Here is a 17,997-nt window from a genome sequence, read left to right as displayed (position 1 = left end):
GGTTGCGTAGTTCCCAGCATCGAGCAGGACCAGCGGCGGCGGGTCGCCGGGCTGCCACTTCCCGGTCGCGGTCAGGTCTTTGAGCAGCCCGGTGATCTGGTCGATCGTGACGTCGGTGTGCTCCTCGCCGGGCCGCAGTCGGCGTGCCTCGATGGGGTCGACCCAGGAGGAGGACCCCCACTGGATGCCGACGAGCAGGCTGTAGGGCCAGCCGGGCAGCCAGCGATCCCCTCCCTTGCCGCGGACCTGCACCATCGTCCGCTCGTCGGCGTACTCGGCGTCGGGGCGCGCGTGCGGAGTGGTGTCGATCGCGAACATCAGCGGCTCGCCCGCCCTGGCCGGGGCCGACAGGCCGATCAGCAGGTGCCGCAAGCGGCTACTGCTTATCTGGCCATGGGCCAGGGCGTCGTAGACAGAGCCGTGTCGTCGGCGGAACTCCGGCTCCAAGGACAGCTCTACCGGTGATCGCACCGGGCCCTGCGCGCACAGCATCGCGTCCGCCAACTCGAACAGGGCATCCCCGCGGCGAGTGAAGCAGGCATGGAGACCCGCACGGAACCTGGATAACTCGGACAACGCCTCGACGCGGGCAGGGCTGTCTTGCAGACTGTCCATCACGGCCTTCTGGTGCAGCTGGATCTCTGGCGAGAACCCAGCGTCACCCGAAGGCCGTTCCCATGTCCGGCGAACAGCAGAACCCAAACCTAAACGATCTTCACGTCCTAAAATCGCAAGCTAAGAGGTGTGGCGGCGGGCCCGGAGAGCCAGGCTCAGCGCCAGCACCGCCTGGGGGTCGTCCAGGTCGGTGCCGAGCAGCTCGCCGATCCGGGCCAGCCGGTTGTACAGCGTCTGACGGTTCAGATGCAGCTCCCGCGCCGTCTCCGCCTTGCGGCCCGCGTGGGCCAGATACGTCTCCAGCGTCGGCAGCAGCACCGGGCGCGAGGTGCGGTCGTGATCGCGCAACGGGCCGATCGCCCGGTCCACGAACGCCGCCAGGTCCGGGTGGTCCCGCAGCCGCCACAGCAGCAGGTCGATGTCGAGGCGCCGGGCGTCGTACCAGGGGCGGTCGCTGAGACCGTGCGCGGCCGTTGCCGTCTCGGCGGCGTGCCGCAGCCCCGCGCCGGCCGTCGCCCAGCCGCCCGCCACGCCCACCACCACGACCGGCGGATGCGATCCGGCCCGCTCCAGCCCGGCCCGCTCCACACCGGCCCGCAGCGCCGCCGCGACCCGGTCCGCGACCGCCGTGCGCTCCGTCTCGGACCGCAGTCCGAGGAGCACCGGTACCCGGCCCTCCACGGGCCGCACGCCCAGCAGCACCGGCACACCCACCGACGAGAGCTCCTCCAGCACCGCGCGCGCCAGCAACGCCCAGTTCCCGGACACCGAAAGCTCGGGGGCCAGTCGCATCACGACCGGCAGCAGCGGCATGTCGGCCGGCTTGAAGCCCAGCACGCGGGCCTGCGCGGGCGCGTCCTCCGGTGCGATCCGGCCCTCGGCGAGATCGGTCAGGAAGTCGCCCCGGCCACGGGCCGCGAGCTCCTCCTCCTGGCGGGCCTGCATCAGCACGACGGCGAGAATCCCCGCCGCCCGCTCCGCCGCCATCCGGTGCACGGTCACCAGCGGCCCGGACACGGCCAGCAGCACCAGCCGGGCCCGTACCGAACCGGTGCCGGGTCCGCCGCCCGGCACATCCACCAGCACCGAACCGGTGGGCGGTGTCTCACGGGCCGCCCGGCCGCCGCGCATCCCGTCCCACACCTGGAGCGGATCGGCGGAGACCGGGCCGGACCCGGGGCCCGCCGCGTACAGCAGCTGGCCGTCCGCCGTCTCCAGGAAGACCGGGTTGGCCGTGAAGTCCGCCAGGATGCCGAGCACCTGGGGCACCCCGCCGCCGCCGAGGAGCGCCTCCGTGCAGCGTCGGTGCACGTCCTCGGCCTGCCGCAGCAGCGCGTAGTGACCGTTGACGATCTCGGTGTGGATCTCCTCGGTCACCGTCACGAACGGCACCTCGCGGTGCAGCTGCACCAGTGGCAGCCCCGCGGTGCGGGCGGCATCCACTATCGACGCCGGCAGCCTGCTGAAGCGCGGGCCGAGCTCCACCACCAGGGCGGCGATCTGGCGGTCGGCGAGCCTGCGGACGAAGGCGCGCTGCTCGGCGGGGCGGGTGCCGAGCCCGAGCCCGGTGGTGAGCAGCAGTTCACCGCCCTTGAGCAGCGAGGCGATGTTGGGGACCTCGCCCGCGTGCACCCACCGCACCGTACGGTTCAGCCGGTCCGCGCCGGCCACCACCTCCGGGAGCCCACCGCGCAGCCCCGGCAGCTCCAGGGCTCGCTGCACGGTGATTCCGCCTTGGGTCTCCACTGGCTCTGGCCTCGCGCTTCACTCGGGTCGGACGGGCGATCGCCCTGATTCAGGAAGGTACCGGCCCCGGGCGCCCGAGGCGTCGTCGGGGGAGCCGGCCGGGGAGCCCGCGCCCCGGGGAGGCGGCGCCGGTCAGGGCCGTTCGAGGGTCCGGGGACCGTCGAAGGGCTGTTGACACGGGACGAGCGCCGCTGCGATCTTGTGGACGCCGCGCGGTCGGGGCCGAGTGGCCCTCACATCCGGACCCGGACCAGGAGCAGCCGTGGGCGACGACGTACCGACGTACGCAAGCAGTCAGGAGCCTCCCGGCCCGCTGGTCGGGGCCGACTGGCTGGCGCGGCGGCTCGGCCGGCCGGGACTGTCGGTCCTCGACGCCTCGGTCGGCGCGCACCGGGGCATCGAGCGGCGGATCCCCGGAACGCGGGCCTTCGACATCGACGGGGCGCTGTCCGACCACTCCGGACCGCTGCCGCACACGATGCCCGAAGCCGGCCGGTTCACCGAGGAGCTGCGCTCCCTCGGCGTGAACGACTCCGACACCGTCGTCGTGTACGACGGCGCGGGCATCTACTCCAGCGCGCGGGCCTGGTGGATGCTGCGGGCGATGGGCTTCGACCGGGTCGCGGTGCTCGACGGCGGCCTGCCCGCCTGGGCCGGCGCCGGGCTGCCGCTGGAGAGCGCCCGGCCCGCGCCCGCCGCGACACCCGGTGACTTCACCGCTCGGCCGCGCGCGGGGATGTTCGTCGGCAGCGAGGAGGTGGCGGCGGCCCTGGCCGACCCCGCCGCGGCGGTCCTCGACGCCCGTGCCCGGGACCGGTTCACCGGAGCCGTCGCCGAACCCCGGCCGGGGCTGCGCGGCGGACATATGCCGGGGGCGGTCAACCTGCCCTTCGGCGAGATCCAGCGCGACGGGCGGATGCGTCCGGCGGATGAGCTGCGCGCCGTGTTCGCCGCCCTCGCGGGCGAGCGCGGGCGACTGGTCCTCAGCTGCGGATCGGGTGTCACCGCGTGCGTCCTGGCGCTGGGGGCCGAGCTGGCGGGGTACCGCGGACAGGCCGTGTACGACGGATCCTGGAGCGAGTGGGGGCTGCCGTCGGAGCTGCCCGTCGTGACCGGGGCGTAGGTCCCGCAGTCGGCCGGCGTGATCGGGGGACATGGCTGTCCGGCCCGGAAAGCGGTTCGACGGCTTCGCGGTGCGCTGACACATTGGCACACCATGGCGAACTTCGAGCTCGTGACCGCCGCGGACTTGCAGCTCATGCAGGCTCTGGCGCAGCGCGTCACCGCCACCCGCCCGGACCTGGTGAGCAGCGACGCGACCTACGGCGAGCCGGCCTGGAACTGGGGCAAGGGGCACGCCGGCGAGGGTGCGGGCCGGCCGCGTCGGCTGTGGTTCTCCGGCGGGGACCTGGTGGCGTGGGGCTGGGCCAGTCTTCCGCACCGGGCGAGGCGGAGCGACGGATCGGTGAAGGACGTCACCGGCGCCTACCTGGCGTACCAGGTCCACCCCGACCACGCCGGGCTGGTCGACGAGGTGATCGACTGGTACGACGGTACGGCTGCGGGCACCGAGCGTACGGTGCTGCCGAGCGCCGCCGACGGGTTCGCCCTGAAGCGATGGGCGGCGCACGGCTACGAGACCGACCCGGCCTCGCTCGGCGACGCCGGGTCGTGGACCCAGCTCAACGAGCGGGACCTCACCGACGTGGAACGGCCGGTGCTGCCCGACGGATTCCGGTTCCGCACCGCCGACGAGGCCGGGCCGAAGGCCGCGGTCCAGGCCCATCTGGACGCCTGGGCCCCCTCGACGTACACGGCCGAGGGCTACGAGGGCGTCCGGCGGACGGCGGCGTACCGCGGTGACCTGCACATCCTGGTGGAGGCGCCGGACGGAACGATGGCATCCTCGACGATCATGTGGCTCGACGAAGCGAACAGGACCGTCGAGTTCGAGCCGGTCGGGACGCATCCGGACTACCGGCGTCAGGGGCTGGGCAGGGCGATGCTTCTGCACGGGATGCGTCTGGCGCGGGCGGCCGGGGCCACTCATGCGACGGTCGCCTGCCTGGGTGCGCCGGGGCATCCCCAGGCGCGCGGACTGTACTACGGCGTCGGGTTCCGGGAGCTCACGCGGGACGTGCCGCTCATCAAATCCGGGACCGCGGGCTGAGGACCGGTCGTCCGGCCGGCCGTCGGCCGGACCCCGGCCGCCACTCGGGTGGCGGCCGGGGCGGTCCTGCGCGCGAGGAAGAGGACCTACTCGGTCGCGGGGCACGGATCCCCGGTCAGCCGACGTACGCCCCGCTCGCCGTGAGGCGCAGCGCCGTGTCGATCAGCGGCACGTGGCTGAAGGCCTGCGGGAAGTTCCCCACCTGGCGCTGCAACCGGGAGTCCCATTCCTCCGCGAGCAGGCCCAGATCGTTGCGCAGGGACAGCAGCCGCTCGAAGAGCTGGCGTGCCTCGTCGACCCGGCCGATCATCGCCAGGTCGTCCGCCAGCCAGAACGAGCAGGCCAGGAACGCGCCCTCGTCGCCCTCCAGGCCGTCGACGCCCGCGTCCTCGCCCGAGGTGGGGTAGCGCAGTACGAAGCCGTCCTCGGTGGACAGCTCGCGCTGGATCGCCTCGATCGTGCCGATCACGCGCTTGTCGTCCGGCGGCAGGAAGCCCATCTGCGGGATCAGCAGCAGTGAGGCGTCCAGTTCCTTCGAACCGTAGGACTGGGTGAAGGTGTTGCGCTCGGGGTCGTAGCCCCGCTCGCAGACATCGCGGTGGATGTCGTCGCGCAGCTCGCGCAACCGCTCCAGCGGCCCTTCCGCGTCCCCGGACTCGATGAGCTTGATGGTGCGGTCGACGGCGACCCAGGCCATCACCTTCGAGTGGACGAAATGGCGGCGCGGCCCGCGTACCTCCCAGATGCCCTCGTCCGGCTCCTCCCAGTGCTTCTCCAGGTACTCGATCAGCTTGAGCTGGAGGCCCGTCGCGTAGTCGTTGCGGGTCAGGCCGGTCATGTGGGCGAGGTGCAGTGCCTCGATGACCTCGCCGTACACATCCAGCTGGAGCTGGCCCGCCGCGCCGTTTCCGACCCGGACCGGGCCGGAGTTCTCGTAACCGGGCAGCCAGTCCAGCTCGGCCTCGCCCAGCTCGCGCTCGCCCGCGATGCCGTACATGATCTGCAGGTTCTCCGGGTCGCCGGCGACCGCCCGCAGCAGCCACTCGCGCCAGGCGCGGGCCTCCTCGCGGTAGCCGGTGCGCAGCAGCGAGGAGAGCGTGATCGCGGCGTCGCGCAGCCAGGTGTAGCGGTAGTCCCAGTTCCGGGAGCCGCCGATGTCCTCCGGCAGGGAGGTGGTCGGCGCGGCGACGATGCCGCCCGTCGGCGCGTACGTCAGGGCCTTGAGGGTGATCAGGGAGCGGACCACGGCCTCGCGGTAGGGCCCGTGGTACGTGCACTGCTCGACCCATTCGCGCCAGAAGTCCCCGGTCGCGTCCAGCGAACCCTCCGGGTCCGGCAGGGCCGGCGGGCCGTGGTGCGAGGGCTGCCAGCTGATCGTGAACGCGATCCGGTCACCCGGCGCCACCGTGAAGTCGGAGTACGTCGTGAGGTTCTCGCCGTACGTGTCGGCGGGGGTGTCCAGCCAGACGGAGTCCGGACCGGCGACGGCGACCGTGCGGCCGTCGACCTTGTGCACCCATGGGGTGACCCGGCCGTAGCTGAACCGCATGCGCAGCTCCGAGCGCATCGGCACCCGGCCGCTGATCCCTTCCACGATCCGGATCACCTGGGGCGCACCGTCACGCGGCGGCATGAAATCGGTCACTCTGACCGTTCCGCGTGGTGTGTCCCACTCCGATTCCAGGATGAGGGAGTCCCCGCGGTAGCGGCGGCGGTCCGCGGACGGCGGCTCCGTCCCGTCCGCCCGCGCCGGACCCAGGCGCCAGAAGCCATGCTCCTCGGTACCCAGCAGTCCCGCGAAGACGGCGTGCGAATCGAAGCGGGGAAGGCACAGCCAGTCCACTGTGCCGTCCCGGCAGACCAGGGCGGCGGTCTGCATGTCTCCGATGAGTGCGTAATCCTCGATGCGCCCGGCCACGTGCATCTCCAGTCGAACGGCCATGTCGCCCCGTAGGGCATTACTGCGGGTAAAGAGGTCGTCGCAAGGGGTTGTTGTGGGGGAACCTGCGAACGTGTCACCTCGCCCGGGGCAAGTGTCCGAGCAGGATACGACGCACTCCGATGATCCGCGCGACGGTCTTGACAACCGGTCTGGCCCGAACGGGTGTGTGTACGGACACTCGTGGTGATCATGCGAGGTGGGCGTCCCGATACGGCCGGAAGCAGGGTCCCCTCGGCGCTGATACCCTGGTAGCCCGTGGACCGGTGGTCGTCCGCAACCGCAGACGAGGCCCCCGAACCGCAGCGACGGCGCCTCCGGAGTCTCCGGATGAAATCGCCGGTACGCACCTCACGATCGCGACCACGGGAGCCCCCTTTGGCTATGCAGCCCACATCCACGACGACCAAGCACATCTTCGTCACCGGGGGTGTCGCCTCTTCCCTCGGCAAGGGTCTGACTGCCTCCAGCCTCGGTGCCCTGCTCAAGGCGCGCGGCCTTCGGGTCACCATGCAGAAGCTCGACCCGTACCTCAACGTCGACCCGGGCACGATGAACCCGTTCCAGCACGGTGAGGTGTTCGTCACCAACGACGGCGCCGAGACCGACCTGGACATCGGCCACTACGAGCGCTTCCTCGACGTCGACCTCGACGGCTCCGCCAACGTCACCACCGGCCAGGTCTACTCGCAGGTGATCGCCAAGGAGCGGCGCGGCGAGTACCTCGGTGACACCGTGCAGGTCATCCCGCACATCACCAACGAGATCAAGCACCGCATCCGCCGCATGGCCACCGACGACGTCGACGTCGTCATCACCGAGGTCGGCGGCACGGTCGGCGACATCGAGTCGCTGCCGTTCCTGGAGACCGTCCGCCAGGTCCGCCACGAGGTCGGCCGGGACAACGTCTTCGTCGTGCACATCTCGCTGCTGCCCTACATCGGCCCGTCCGGCGAGCTCAAGACCAAGCCGACCCAGCACTCCGTCGCCGCGCTGCGCAACATCGGTATCCAGCCCGACGCCATCGTGCTGCGCGCCGACCGCGACGTACCGACCGCCATCAAGCGCAAGATCTCGCTGATGTGCGACGTCGACGAGGCCGCCGTGGTGGCCTGCGTGGACGCCAAGTCGATCTACGACATCCCGAAGGTGCTGCACACCGAGGGCCTGGACGCCTACGTCGTGCGCAAGCTCGACCTGCCGTTCCGCGACGTCGACTGGACGACGTGGGACGACCTGCTGGACCGTGTCCACAACCCCGACCACGAGATCACCGTCGCGCTCGTCGGCAAGTACATCGACCTGCCCGACGCCTACCTCTCGGTCACCGAGGCCATCCGGGCCGGCGGCTTCGCCAACAAGGCCCGGGTCAAGGTCAAGTGGGTCGCCTCGGACGACTGCAAGACCCCGTCGGGTGCCGCGAAGCAGCTCGGTGACGTCGACGCGATCTGCGTCCCCGGTGGCTTCGGCGACCGCGGTGTCAACGGCAAGATCGGCGCCATCCAGTACGCCCGCGAGAACAAGGTGCCGCTGCTCGGCCTGTGCCTCGGCCTCCAGTGCATCGTGATCGAGGCCGCGCGCAACCTCGCCGAGATCCCCGACGCCAACTCCACCGAGTTCGACGCCGCCACCTCGCACCCCGTGATCTCGACGATGGAGGAGCAGCTGGCGTACGTCGAGGGCGCGGGCGACCTCGGCGGCACCATGCGGCTCGGCCTGTACCCGGCGAAGCTCGCCGAGGGCTCGCTGGTCCGCGAGGCGTACGACGGCCAGCCGTACGTGGAGGAGCGTCACCGCCACCGCTACGAGGTCAACAACGCCTACCGGGCCGAGCTGGAGAAGAAGGCCGGTCTGGTCTTCTCCGGCACCTCCCCGGACAACAAGCTCGTCGAGTACGTCGAGTACCCGCGCGAGATCCACCCCTACCTGGTCGCCACCCAGGCGCACCCGGAGCTCCGCTCCCGCCCGACCCGCCCGCACCCGCTCTTCGCGGGCCTGGTGAAGGCGGCCGTCGAGCGCAAGACGGGCGCCGCGGCCGGTGACGGGCAGGGCACCACGTCGGGCAAGTAGTCCGGCGCCGCACAGGCATTAACGTTGACCGGGGTACGGATCCGCTGAGGATGCGTACCCCGGTTTCTGTTTTTCGTGGGAGGACGTAGATGGGTTTCCAGGACACGCCCGAGGAGTGGCAGGTCACCGCGACCGAGACGCCCTTCACCGGCAACAAGACCAGCGTCCGCACCGACGAAGTGGTGATGCCGGACGGCACGGTCGTACGCCGCGACTACCAGGTCCACCCGGGCTCGGTCGCCGTGCTCGCGCTCGACGACGACGGCCGGGTCGTCGTGCTGCGGCAGTACCGCCACCCGGTGCGTCACAAGCTCTGGGAGATCCCGGCCGGACTGCTCGACGTCCCCGGCGAGAATCCGCTGCACGCGGCCCAGCGCGAGCTCTACGAGGAGGCGTACGTCAAGGCCGAGGACTGGCGGGTGCTGACCGACGTCTACACCACGCCGGGCGGCTGCGACGAAGCCGTACGGATCTTCCTGGCCCGGAATCTCTCCGAGGCCGACGGGGAGCGCTTCGAGGTCTCCGAGGAGGAGGCCGACATGGAGCTGGCCCGGGTGCCGCTCCAGGAGCTGGTGCGGGGCGTGCTCGCGGGGGAGCTGCACAACAACTGCCTCGTGGTGGGCGTCCTCTCGCTCGCGGCGGTCCTCGCCGGTGACGGGATCGAGTCGCTGCGCCCGGCCGGGGCGCCGTGGCCGGCCCGCCCGTTCGAGGCCTGACGCGCCGTAGGGGCGGACCGGCCACCGGCGCTCCGCCGGGGGCGTGGGAGGCCACCGGCGGAGCGCCGGAGGCCACTGAACGGATCACCGAGGTCCTTCGATCGGAAAAGATGCTGATCCGATCGGGGGACCTCTGCGCCGTGCTCCAGGGAAATCGTCCGCACGCCTGAACTACGCTCGGAATGCCCTGACCGGAGTCCCGGCGGGCGACGCGTGCAGCGAAGTGGAGCGTGGCCCGTGACGGATCAGGCGGTGGACACCAGCGGCCCGGCCAAGGCAGCGGGAACCGAGGAGCCGTCCGGCGCCGCCCCACCCCAATTCTTCGGCCGCGACCGCGAGTTGAAGGCACTGCGGGCCGACATCGAGAGAGTCGGCCTCGACACCCTGGCCGGTCGCAAGGCCGCCCGCGCCCGGGTCCTGCTGATCGCCGGACGACCCGGCTCCGGACGTACCGCGCTCGCCGGTGAACTCACCCGCAGGCTGCTCGCCGCCGACGACCACCCCGACGGACTGCTCCGCGCCCGGCTCACCGATCCCGGCGGCGCGCCGGTGCCCACCGAGCGCACCGCCCGCGAGCTGCTCGACCAGCTGGGTGTGACCGGCCCGCCCGGCGCGGACGGGGACGAACTCTCCGAGATGGTCCGCAAGGAGCTCGCCGGGCGCCGTGTCCTGCTGCTCCTCGACGACGCGGCGGACGCGGAGCAGGTCGACCCGCTGCTGCCGGACAACCCGGACTGCCTGGTCGTCGCCACTTCCGGGGGCCCGCTGACCGGTATCCCGGGCGTCCGCCCCTGCACCATCGGCGGCCTGGACGCGGGCTCCGCCGTGCGGCTGCTCGCCCGCATCATCGGAGAGGTCAGGATCACCGTCGATCCGCGCACCGCCGAGACCCTGGCCGAGGAGTGCGGTGGGCTGCCGGGCGCCCTGGTCATGGTCGGGGGCTGGCTCGCCGCCCACCCCATGGCATCGGTCGCCGATGTCACCAAGCAGCTGCGCGAACTGCCGGACGACACGGAGCAGTCCACCGGCTCCCGCCCGCTGGCCCGCGCCTTCCGGCTGGCTCACGACTCGCTGCCGCCGACGGCCGCCCGGATACTGCGACTGCTCGCCCTCGCCCCCGCCGGACTCGCCGACGCCCACACCGCGTCCGCGCTGGCCGGCTGCTCCGTCTCGGCCGCCCAGACGACCCTCGACGACTTCGTCGCCCTGGGGCTGCTGCACACCAACGGGGCGGATCAGCCGCAGTACGAGGTGCCCGGCTGTCTCGCGCCGCTGCTGCGGGCGTTGCTGGAGGCCAGGGACAGGCCGACGGAGATCCAGCTCGCCAGGGCCCGGATGCTGGAGCGGACCGTACGGCTGCTGCAGTCCTGCCGGGCGGTCACCGAACCCGAGGGTTCCCCGGCCCGCCGCAAGCTCGCCGGGCTGCCGCGGTCGCTGCGCTTCCCCAACCCCGAGGCGGCCGCCGAATGGCTGCGGATCCGCCGGCCCGCCCTGCTGGCCTCGGCCCGGATCGCCGTCGAGGACGGTGAACTCGACACCCTGGCAAGGCGGTTGGTGGCCGCTCTGGTGCGGGCGCTGGCCGTGCACCGCGGCACCGAGGCCGCCGCACCCGAGCTGTACGGACTGCACGGTCTGGTGCTGGCCGTCGCCGAGCGGCGGGAGCTGCCGCGCGAGCGGGCCGCCGCGCTGCTCAACCTCGCCGACCTCGACGCCAGGACCGGCCGCACCCGGGAGGCGCTGGCCCGCTACCGGGCCGCGCTGGATGCCGGGCGGGCCGCGAAGGACCCGTACGCCACCGGTCGCGCGATGGAATCCGTAGGTGGCGCCTATGCCGAGCTGGGGGACTTCCAGCGGGCCTCCGACTGGTACGGCCGAGCGCTGGCGCAGCGGCTCACCCAGGGGGAGCGGGCCGACGAGGCGAGGCTGTACGGGCGGCTCGGCGCCGTCCACACCTATGCCGGGCGGTACGGCGAGGCGCTGCGCAACTGGCGTGCCGCGGCGGCCGGGTACCGCAGGCTCGGCGACGTGCCGGCCCAGGCGCGGGCGCTCAGCGAGGCGGCGCGGGTGCAGGAGTACGCGGGTCGGCCGCACGAGTCCCTGCACACCTGCCGGGAGGCCGTCGAGTGGGCCAGGCGGGCCGGGGACGTACGCCTGCAGGCGGCGCTGGAGCTCCGGTTGGCCGACACGCTCGACAGGCTCGGCGACCCGGCCGCGGCCGGGCTGCACCGGGGTCTGGCCGACAGATTGCTGGACCAAGAGGGTGCGGCCTGCGAAATCCGTAGTGCGACGACTGAAAATTAATGCTTTGTAAGGCTAGACAGCACGAAACCCTTCATTAGACTGGCTCTGCCGCGTGTGTTCGCGGTGTCTCCATTTACGTAGTGTCTATCCGGGTATGTATAGCTATGTCCGGGTAACCCTCTGAGCCAAGGACCGTGATCGACGTGAAGGTCGGCATCCCCCGCGAAGTCAAGAACAACGAGTTCCGCGTGGCGATCACGCCTGCCGGCGTGCACGAGCTCGTCCGCCACGGCCACCAGGTCGTCGTCGAGGAGAGCGCCGGTGCCGGCTCCTCCATCACGGACGAGGAGTACGTCGCCGCCGGGGCGCAGATCCTCCCCACCGCCGACGAGGTCTGGGCCACCGCCGATCTCCTGCTCAAGGTCAAGGAGCCGGTCGCCGAGGAGTACCACCGCCTCCGCAAGGACCAGACGCTCTTCACCTACCTGCACCTCGCCGCCTCCCGCGAGTGCACCGACGCGCTGATCGAGTCGGGCACCACGGCCATCGCCTACGAGACGGTCGAGACCGCGAACCGCGCGCTCCCGCTGCTCGCCCCGATGTCCGAGGTCGCGGGCCGGCTGGCCCCGCAGGTCGGCGCCTACCACCTGATGCGCTCGGTCGGTGGCCGCGGTGTGCTGCCGGGCGGCGTCCCGGGCACGGCGCCCGCCGAGGCCGTCGTCATCGGCGGCGGTGTCTCCGGCTGGAACGCCACGCAGATCGCCGTCGGTCTCGGCTTCCACGTCACGCTGCTCGACAAGGACATCAACAAGCTCCGCGAGGCCGACAAGGTCTTCGGCACCAAGGTGAAGACCGTCGTCTCCAATGCCTTCGAGCTGGAGAAGGCCGTCATCGAGGCCGACCTCGTCGTGGGCGCCGTGCTGATCCCCGGCGCGAAGGCGCCGAAGCTGGTCACCAACGAGCTCGTCGCCAAGATGAAGCCCGGAAGTGTACTTGTCGACATCGCAATCGATCAGGGCGGTTGCTTCGAGGACTCGCACCCGACGACGCACGCCGAGCCGACCTTCATGGTCCACAACTCGGTCTTCTATTGCGTCGCGAACATGCCGGGCGCGGTGCCGAACACCTCCACGTACGCCCTCACCAACGCCACGCTCCCGTACATCCTGGAGCTCGCCAACCGCGGCTGGGTCGAGGCGCTGCGCCGTGACGCCGCGCTCGCCAAGGGCCTCAACACCCATGACGGGCAGGTCGTTTACCGCGAGGTGGCCGAAGCGCACGGCCTGGAGCGCGTCGAGCTGAGCTCGCTCCTCGGCTGACGGGTCAACCGCTTCCGTCAACCTCACGCGTCCGGCCGGACCTTGCCGAGCAAGGTCCGGCCGGAGGCATGTCGGGTCCCTGCGGGGGTCCGGTTCAACTCGTCTCGAACGTAACTCTTCAACCGATTCGTACACCTGTTAAAACCGCACCCCGGTGGCTGTGCACCCTTGACAGGGAGGTGTTCGATTGCCGACACATCGGGCCGGGTCCGGCGGATTGTGTTGCTGCGGAGCGGTGACACGCCATAGAGTCGCCAATCGTCGGCATGGTGCCACGCTGACCTATCGATAAGTTTCCTGGTCACGTCCAAGGAGGTAAGACGACTTGTGAATGAGTCGACATTTACTCCCGGGGGTGTTCATCCAGGGATGCCTGCACGGGGCCAGGGCCCGAACGGGCTGGCGGCTGTCGGCTCCGTCGCTGTCCGCACCTTCGCCACCCAACAGCACATGACGACAGCCCCCCAGATGATGGACGGCCTACACGTGAACGCCATGGCCGGCAACGAGAGTGGCCGGGAGACCGCCCACTTCGCCGACTTCGACGAGGTGCCCCAGGGGCACTTCTACGACCCCGACGCCGAGTACGAACCCGATCCGGAGTACGCGGCCACCCTCGCGCCCGACGCTGCCCGCCAGCGCCGCGAGCGGATCGGCCCGACCGGCCGGCCCCTGCCCTACTTCCCGATCCCGGGCCCGCTGACCGATCACGGTCCCGCGAAGATCATCGCGATGTGCAACCAGAAGGGCGGCGTCGGCAAGACCACGTCGACCATCAACCTGGGTGCCGCGCTCGCGGAGTACGGGCGACGCGTCCTGCTCGTCGACTTCGACCCGCAGGGAGCCCTGTCGGTCGGGCTCGGCGTCAACCCGATGGAGCTCGACCTCACGGTCTACAACCTGCTCATGGAGCGGGGCATGTCGGCCGACGAGGTCCTGCTGAAGACCGCGGTCCCGAACATGGACCTGCTGCCCAGCAACATCGACCTGTCGGCTGCCGAGGTGCAGCTGGTGAGCGAGGTGGCCCGGGAGTCCACGCTGCAGCGCGCCCTGAAGCCGCTGATGGCCGACTACGACTACATCGTGATCGACTGTCAGCCGTCGCTGGGCCTGCTCACCGTGAACGCCCTCACGGCGGCCCACAAGGTCATAGTGCCGCTCGAGTGCGAGTTCTTCGCGCTGCGTGGTGTGGCCCTGCTCACCGAGACCATCGAGAAGGTCCAGGAGCGCCTCAACCCCGATCTGGAGCTCGACGGCATCCTCGCCACCATGTACGACTCCCGTACGGTGCACAGCCGTGAGGTCCTCGCGCGCGTCGTCGAGGCATTCGACGATCACGTCTACCACACGGTCATCGGGCGCACCGTGCGCTTCCCGGAGACCACGGTCGCCGGTGAACCCATCACCACCTACGCCTCCAACTCGGTCGGTGCCGCCGCCTATCGCCAGCTCGCCAGGGAGGTGCTCGCCCGGTGTCACGCCGAGTGAGTCTGCCCGGGGCCGACGAACTGTTCCGTACCACCGGAGGAATGGGGCTCCAGGCCTCTTCCCCCGCCGACCGGCGGCGCAAGGCGAACGGCGAGGTCCGGGTGCCCGGTCCGGCCGGTGAGAGCGATTCGGGGGCGGACGGAGCCGGGACGGACGCGGCACAGGCCACCGACGGCTCCTCGCGCGAGGAGCACTCCGCGGCCGATGCCGACGCGGGGGAGTCGCGCAGCCGCGGCGGCGGCGACCGGGTCGCGGTGGCCGCGCAGGCGGGGCGGAGGCCCCAGCAGCCCGCGCCGACGGCCGCGCCCTCGTCCGCGTCACCGTCCGCGCAGGAGGCGGTCCCCACCCCTGCCGTTCAGCAGCAGCGCAGGGGCGGAGGCGGGCGCGGGGCGAACCGGCGGCCCAGCGGCCGCGAGCGCCACGACGAGAAGATCACCGTCTACGTCTCTGCCGAGGAACTGATGGACCTCGAACACGCCCGCCTCGTGCTGCGCGGGGAGCACGGGCTCGCGGTCGACCGCGGGCGGATCGTCCGGGAGGCGGTCGCGGTGGTGCTCGCGGATCTGGAGTCGCGGGGCGACGCGAGCATCCTCGTACGGCGGTTGCGCGGCCGCTGACGGGTGGGGCGCCGGTAGCCTGCCCGGTGGGCGACCGCCGGACGAGCGGTCCGGCCCTCCCGTACGGGCCACGGCCCGCCGCCCGTATCCCGCTGCCCCTGGACCTTCATGCCGACGACCGACGAGCCCGCCCGCACCCCCCGCCGCCCCCTGGGGCGCGGTCCGGGCGGCCGGACCGCGCCGGAGCCGGTGGACGCCGGGCGCGCCGACCCGGAAACCCCCGCCTCCCCGACGCCCGGGGACGGGGAGGCGGCCGAGGCACCCGCGGCGCCCGTCGCGGCGCCCGAGCCTCCAGGGTCCGCCGAGCCTCCAGGGCCTGCCGAGCCTCCAGGGTCCGCCGGGCTTCCCGGTTCCGCCGGCGACGGGCGGTTCACCGTCCGGCTGGCGAACTTCGAGGGGCCGTTCGACCTGCTCCTCCAGCTCATCGCCAAGCACAAGCTGGATGTGACCGAAGTCGCGCTGTCGAAGGTCACCGACGAGTTCATGGCGCACATCCGGGCCATGGGGCCGGACTGGGACCTGGATCAGACCACCGAGTTCCTCGTCGTCGCCGCGACGCTGCTCGACCTGAAGGCGGCCCGGCTGCTGCCCGCCGCCGAGGTGGAGGACGAGGCGGATCTGGCGCTGCTCGAAGCGCGGGACCTGCTCTTCGCCCGGCTGCTCCAGTACCGCGCGTACAAACGCATCGCGGAGATCCTCAGCGACCGGCTGGCTTCGGAGGGGCGGCGGTTCCCGCGGACGGTGGGGCTGGAGCCGCACCACGCCGAGCTGCTGCCCGAGGTCGTGATCAGCATCGGGGCGGAGGGGTTTGCCGCGCTGGCCGTGAAGGCGATGCAGCCGAAGGCCGAGCCGCAGGTGTACGTCGACCACATCCACGCGCCGCTGGTCAGCGTGCGGGAACAGGCCGAGATCGTGGTGGCACGGCTGCGGGAGGCGGGGAAGGTCAGCTTCCGGGCGCTCACCGAGGACGCCCCGGACACCCTCACCGTCGTCGCCCGGTTCCTCGCGCTGCTGGAGCTGTACCGGGAGAAGGCCGTGGCGCTCGACCAGGACGAGGCGCTCGGGGAGCTCCTGGTGCGCTGGGCCGGGGGCGAGGGCGCCGGGCCCGTCGTCACGGACGAGTTCGACGCCGAGACGCAGGACGTCCAGGAGGATGGGAAGGCATGAGTCAGCAGGAGACCACCGGCTCCACCGTCGCGGATCTCGACCTCGGGCCCGCGTTGGAAGCCGTCCTCATGGTCGTCGACGAGCCCGCCACCGAGGAGCACCTCGCCAAGGTGCTGGAGCGGCCCCGCAGGGCCGTCGCCGACGCGTTGCGCGCGCTGGCCGACGAGTACACCGTGCAGCGCCGCGGCTTCGAGCTGCGGCTGGTGGCGGGCGGCTGGCGCTTCTACACCCGTCCCGAGTACGCGGCGGCCGTGGAGAGCTTCGTCCTGGACGGCCAGCAGGCCCGTCTGACCCAGGCGGCGCTGGAGACCCTCGCGGTGGTCGCGTACCGCCAGCCGGTCAGCCGTTCCAGGGTCTCCGCGGTCCGCGGCGTGAACTGTGACGGGGTGATGCGGACCCTGCTCCAGCGGGGTCTGGTGGGGGAAGCGGGCGCGGAACCCGAAACAGGTGCGATCCTGTACAGGACGACGAACTACTTTCTGGAGCGGATGGGCCTGCGTGGCCTGGATGAGCTCCCGGAGCTCGCGCCCTTCCTTCCCGAGGCGGACGCGATCGAGGCTGAGACGCTAGAGGGTGTGCCGTCGTTCGATCCGGACGCACCGGACACCCCGGATACTCACGCAGACGACAAGACGGAATTTTGATGCGAAGCAGTGGCAGGAACAGCGGAAGCGGCAGCGGCAGCGGCGGCGGCGGCAAGAGCGGCGGCAGCCGGAATCCTCGCGGTGCCGGCGCCGGGCGCGACGGCAAGCAGGAGCAGCGTCCCCGCCGGCCCCGGCCCGAGGAGCGCCGTTACGACGTGGGCGGCACCGGGGAGAAGAGCGGCGACGGCCCCCGCAAGGGACGCGGCGCGGCGGCCCGCGGCGGCGCCAAGGGCGGCCCGAAGCCCGCGCAGGCGGGCAGCGCCAGGAGCGGTGGTCCGCGTCGCCAGGGCGCCCCGTCCCGTCCGCGTGAGCTCGACGCCAAGATCGAGCAGCGCAACCGGGACAGGTACGCCGGCAAGGCCGACATCAGGACGCCCAAGACCCACCCGGGCGCCGAGCAGGAGGGCGAGCGGCTGCAGAAGGTCCTCGCCCGCGCCGGCATGGGCTCGCGCCGGGCGTGCGAGGAGCTGATCGAGCAGGCCCGCGTCGAGGTCAACGGCGAGATCGTCGTCGAGCAGGGCATGCGCGTCGATGTGAACAGGGACGAGATCAAGGTCGACGGTCTGACCGTCGCCGCCCAGTCCTACCTCTTCTTCGCGCTGAACAAGCCCGCCGGTGTCGTCTCCTCGATGGAGGACCCGGACGGCCGCCAGTGCCTCGGCGACTACGTCACCAACCGTGAGACGCGGCTCTTCCACGTCGGCCGGCTGGACACCGAGACCGAGGGCATCATCATGCTCACCAACCACGGCGAGCTGGCCCACCGCCTGACCCACCCCAAGTACGGCGTGAAGAAGACCTACCTGGCCGCCATCCAGGGGCCGCTCCCGCGCGACCTGGGCAAGCGGCTCAAGGACGGCATCCAGCTGGAGGACGGGTACGCCCGCGCCGACCACTTCCGGGTCGTCGAGAACACCGGCAAGAACTACCTGGTCGAGGTGACCCTCCACGAGGGCCGCAAGCACATCGTCCGCCGGATGCTGGCCGAAGCCGGCTTCCCGGTCGAGCGGCTCGTACGGACGTCCTTCGGGCCGATCCCGCTGGGCGACCAGAAGTCCGGCTGGCTGCGCCGCCTCACCAACACCGAGGTGGGCATGCTGATGCGCGAGGTCGGTCTGTAACCCTCCTCCGTCCGCTCCACGGCCCGGGGGGGGGGGGTGGTTTTTGTTTTTTCCTTGCAAGAAGACACAAAAGGCCTCCTCTTTCCTTTTCTCCCCCCCCGTTCGCATACAAAATGCGAAAGAAAGGAGGTGTGTTTCCGAGTT

General features: G+C 71.5%; 14 protein-coding genes. 11 read left to right on the top strand and 3 right to left on the bottom strand.

The genetic code is table 11. From position 1 onward, the window contains the following. Both ACFVX4_RS36590 and ACFVX4_RS36585 read right to left on the bottom strand, forming a co-directional pair. The coding region (locus ACFVX4_RS36590) for a transposase (protein WP_389986215.1) at window positions 1-615 on the bottom strand (615 nt) is incomplete at its 3' end. 120 nt (window positions 616-735) lie between these two features. After that, window positions 736-2,361 (bottom strand): PucR family transcriptional regulator, encoded by a 1,626-nt coding sequence (locus ACFVX4_RS36585; protein WP_266421253.1) that lies wholly within the window; start codon window positions 2,359-2,361, stop codon window positions 736-738. Between the two features lie 262 nt (window positions 2,362-2,623). Between ACFVX4_RS36585 and ACFVX4_RS36580 the strand changes: the two genes are divergently transcribed. Then, window positions 2,624-3,484: a sulfurtransferase gene (locus tag ACFVX4_RS36580; RefSeq protein ID WP_389986212.1), complete on the top strand. Its 861-nt coding sequence runs from the start codon at window positions 2,624-2,626 to the stop codon at window positions 3,482-3,484. 93 nt (window positions 3,485-3,577) lie between these two features. After that, on the top strand, window positions 3,578-4,531 hold the full coding sequence (locus ACFVX4_RS36575; protein WP_389986209.1) for a GNAT family N-acetyltransferase: 954 nt from the start codon (window positions 3,578-3,580) through the stop codon (window positions 4,529-4,531). Window positions 4,532-4,646: 115 nt separating this feature from the next. Here the strand turns inward: ACFVX4_RS36575 and ACFVX4_RS36570 are convergent, their stop codons facing one another. After that, complete coding sequence (locus ACFVX4_RS36570; RefSeq protein WP_389986206.1) at window positions 4,647-6,473, bottom strand: glycoside hydrolase family 15 protein; 1,827 nt, start codon at window positions 6,471-6,473, stop codon at window positions 4,647-4,649. Window positions 6,474-6,854: 381 nt separating this feature from the next. Between ACFVX4_RS36570 and ACFVX4_RS36565 the strand changes: the two genes are divergently transcribed. The 9 genes from ACFVX4_RS36565 to ACFVX4_RS36525 all read left to right on the top strand — a co-directional run bounded on the left by ACFVX4_RS36565 (window position 6,855) and on the right by ACFVX4_RS36525 (window position 17,853). Beyond that, window positions 6,855-8,540 (top strand): CTP synthase, encoded by a 1,686-nt coding sequence (locus ACFVX4_RS36565; RefSeq protein ID WP_266421268.1) that lies wholly within the window; start codon window positions 6,855-6,857, stop codon window positions 8,538-8,540. A gap of 89 nt (window positions 8,541-8,629) precedes the next feature. Next, window positions 8,630-9,256 carry an NUDIX domain-containing protein gene (locus ACFVX4_RS36560; RefSeq protein ID WP_385326286.1) on the top strand — a complete coding sequence of 209 codons (627 nt, stop codon included), beginning with the start codon at window positions 8,630-8,632 and terminating at the stop codon, window positions 9,254-9,256. Window positions 9,257-9,493: 237 nt separating this feature from the next. After that, on the top strand, window positions 9,494-11,557 hold the full coding sequence (locus ACFVX4_RS36555) for a tetratricopeptide repeat protein (protein ID WP_389986202.1): 2,064 nt from the start codon (window positions 9,494-9,496) through the stop codon (window positions 11,555-11,557). 143 nt (window positions 11,558-11,700) lie between these two features. Continuing rightward, window positions 11,701-12,816 carry an alanine dehydrogenase gene (gene ald, locus ACFVX4_RS36550; protein WP_389986224.1) on the top strand — a complete coding sequence of 372 codons (1,116 nt, stop codon included), beginning with the start codon at window positions 11,701-11,703 and terminating at the stop codon, window positions 12,814-12,816. Window positions 12,817-13,185: 369 nt separating this feature from the next. Next, window positions 13,186-14,304 carry a ParA family protein gene (locus tag ACFVX4_RS36545; RefSeq protein ID WP_266421275.1) on the top strand — a complete coding sequence of 373 codons (1,119 nt, stop codon included), beginning with the start codon at window positions 13,186-13,188 and terminating at the stop codon, window positions 14,302-14,304. Further along, window positions 14,301-14,921, top strand: a complete 621-nt coding sequence (locus tag ACFVX4_RS36540; protein WP_389986221.1) for a hypothetical protein — start codon at window positions 14,301-14,303, stop codon at window positions 14,919-14,921. The genes ACFVX4_RS36545 and ACFVX4_RS36540 overlap by 4 nt, the downstream gene beginning before the upstream one ends. Window positions 14,922-15,029: 108 nt before the next feature. Beyond that, window positions 15,030-16,088 carry a segregation and condensation protein A gene (locus ACFVX4_RS36535; protein WP_389986199.1) on the top strand — a complete coding sequence of 353 codons (1,059 nt, stop codon included), beginning with the start codon at window positions 15,030-15,032 and terminating at the stop codon, window positions 16,086-16,088. After that, the gene (scpB, locus tag ACFVX4_RS36530) at window positions 16,085-16,732 is read left to right on the top strand and encodes an SMC-Scp complex subunit ScpB (RefSeq protein ID WP_266421280.1); all 648 of its coding nucleotides are present in this window, start codon (window positions 16,085-16,087) and stop codon (window positions 16,730-16,732) included. Before ACFVX4_RS36535 ends, scpB begins: the two co-directional genes overlap by 4 nt. Beyond that, window positions 16,732-17,853, top strand: a complete 1,122-nt coding sequence (locus tag ACFVX4_RS36525) for a pseudouridine synthase (protein WP_389986196.1) — start codon at window positions 16,732-16,734, stop codon at window positions 17,851-17,853. The genes scpB and ACFVX4_RS36525 overlap by 1 nt, the downstream gene beginning before the upstream one ends. Window positions 17,854-17,997 lie beyond the last annotated feature (144 nt).

The sequence above is a fragment of the Streptomyces sp. NPDC058240 genome, assembly GCF_042882135.1.
Lineage (GTDB): Bacteria > Actinomycetota > Actinomycetes > Streptomycetales > Streptomycetaceae > Streptomyces.
Note: the sequence above shows the minus strand (reverse complement) of the source record. Positions and strands in the feature narration are given on the sequence as shown.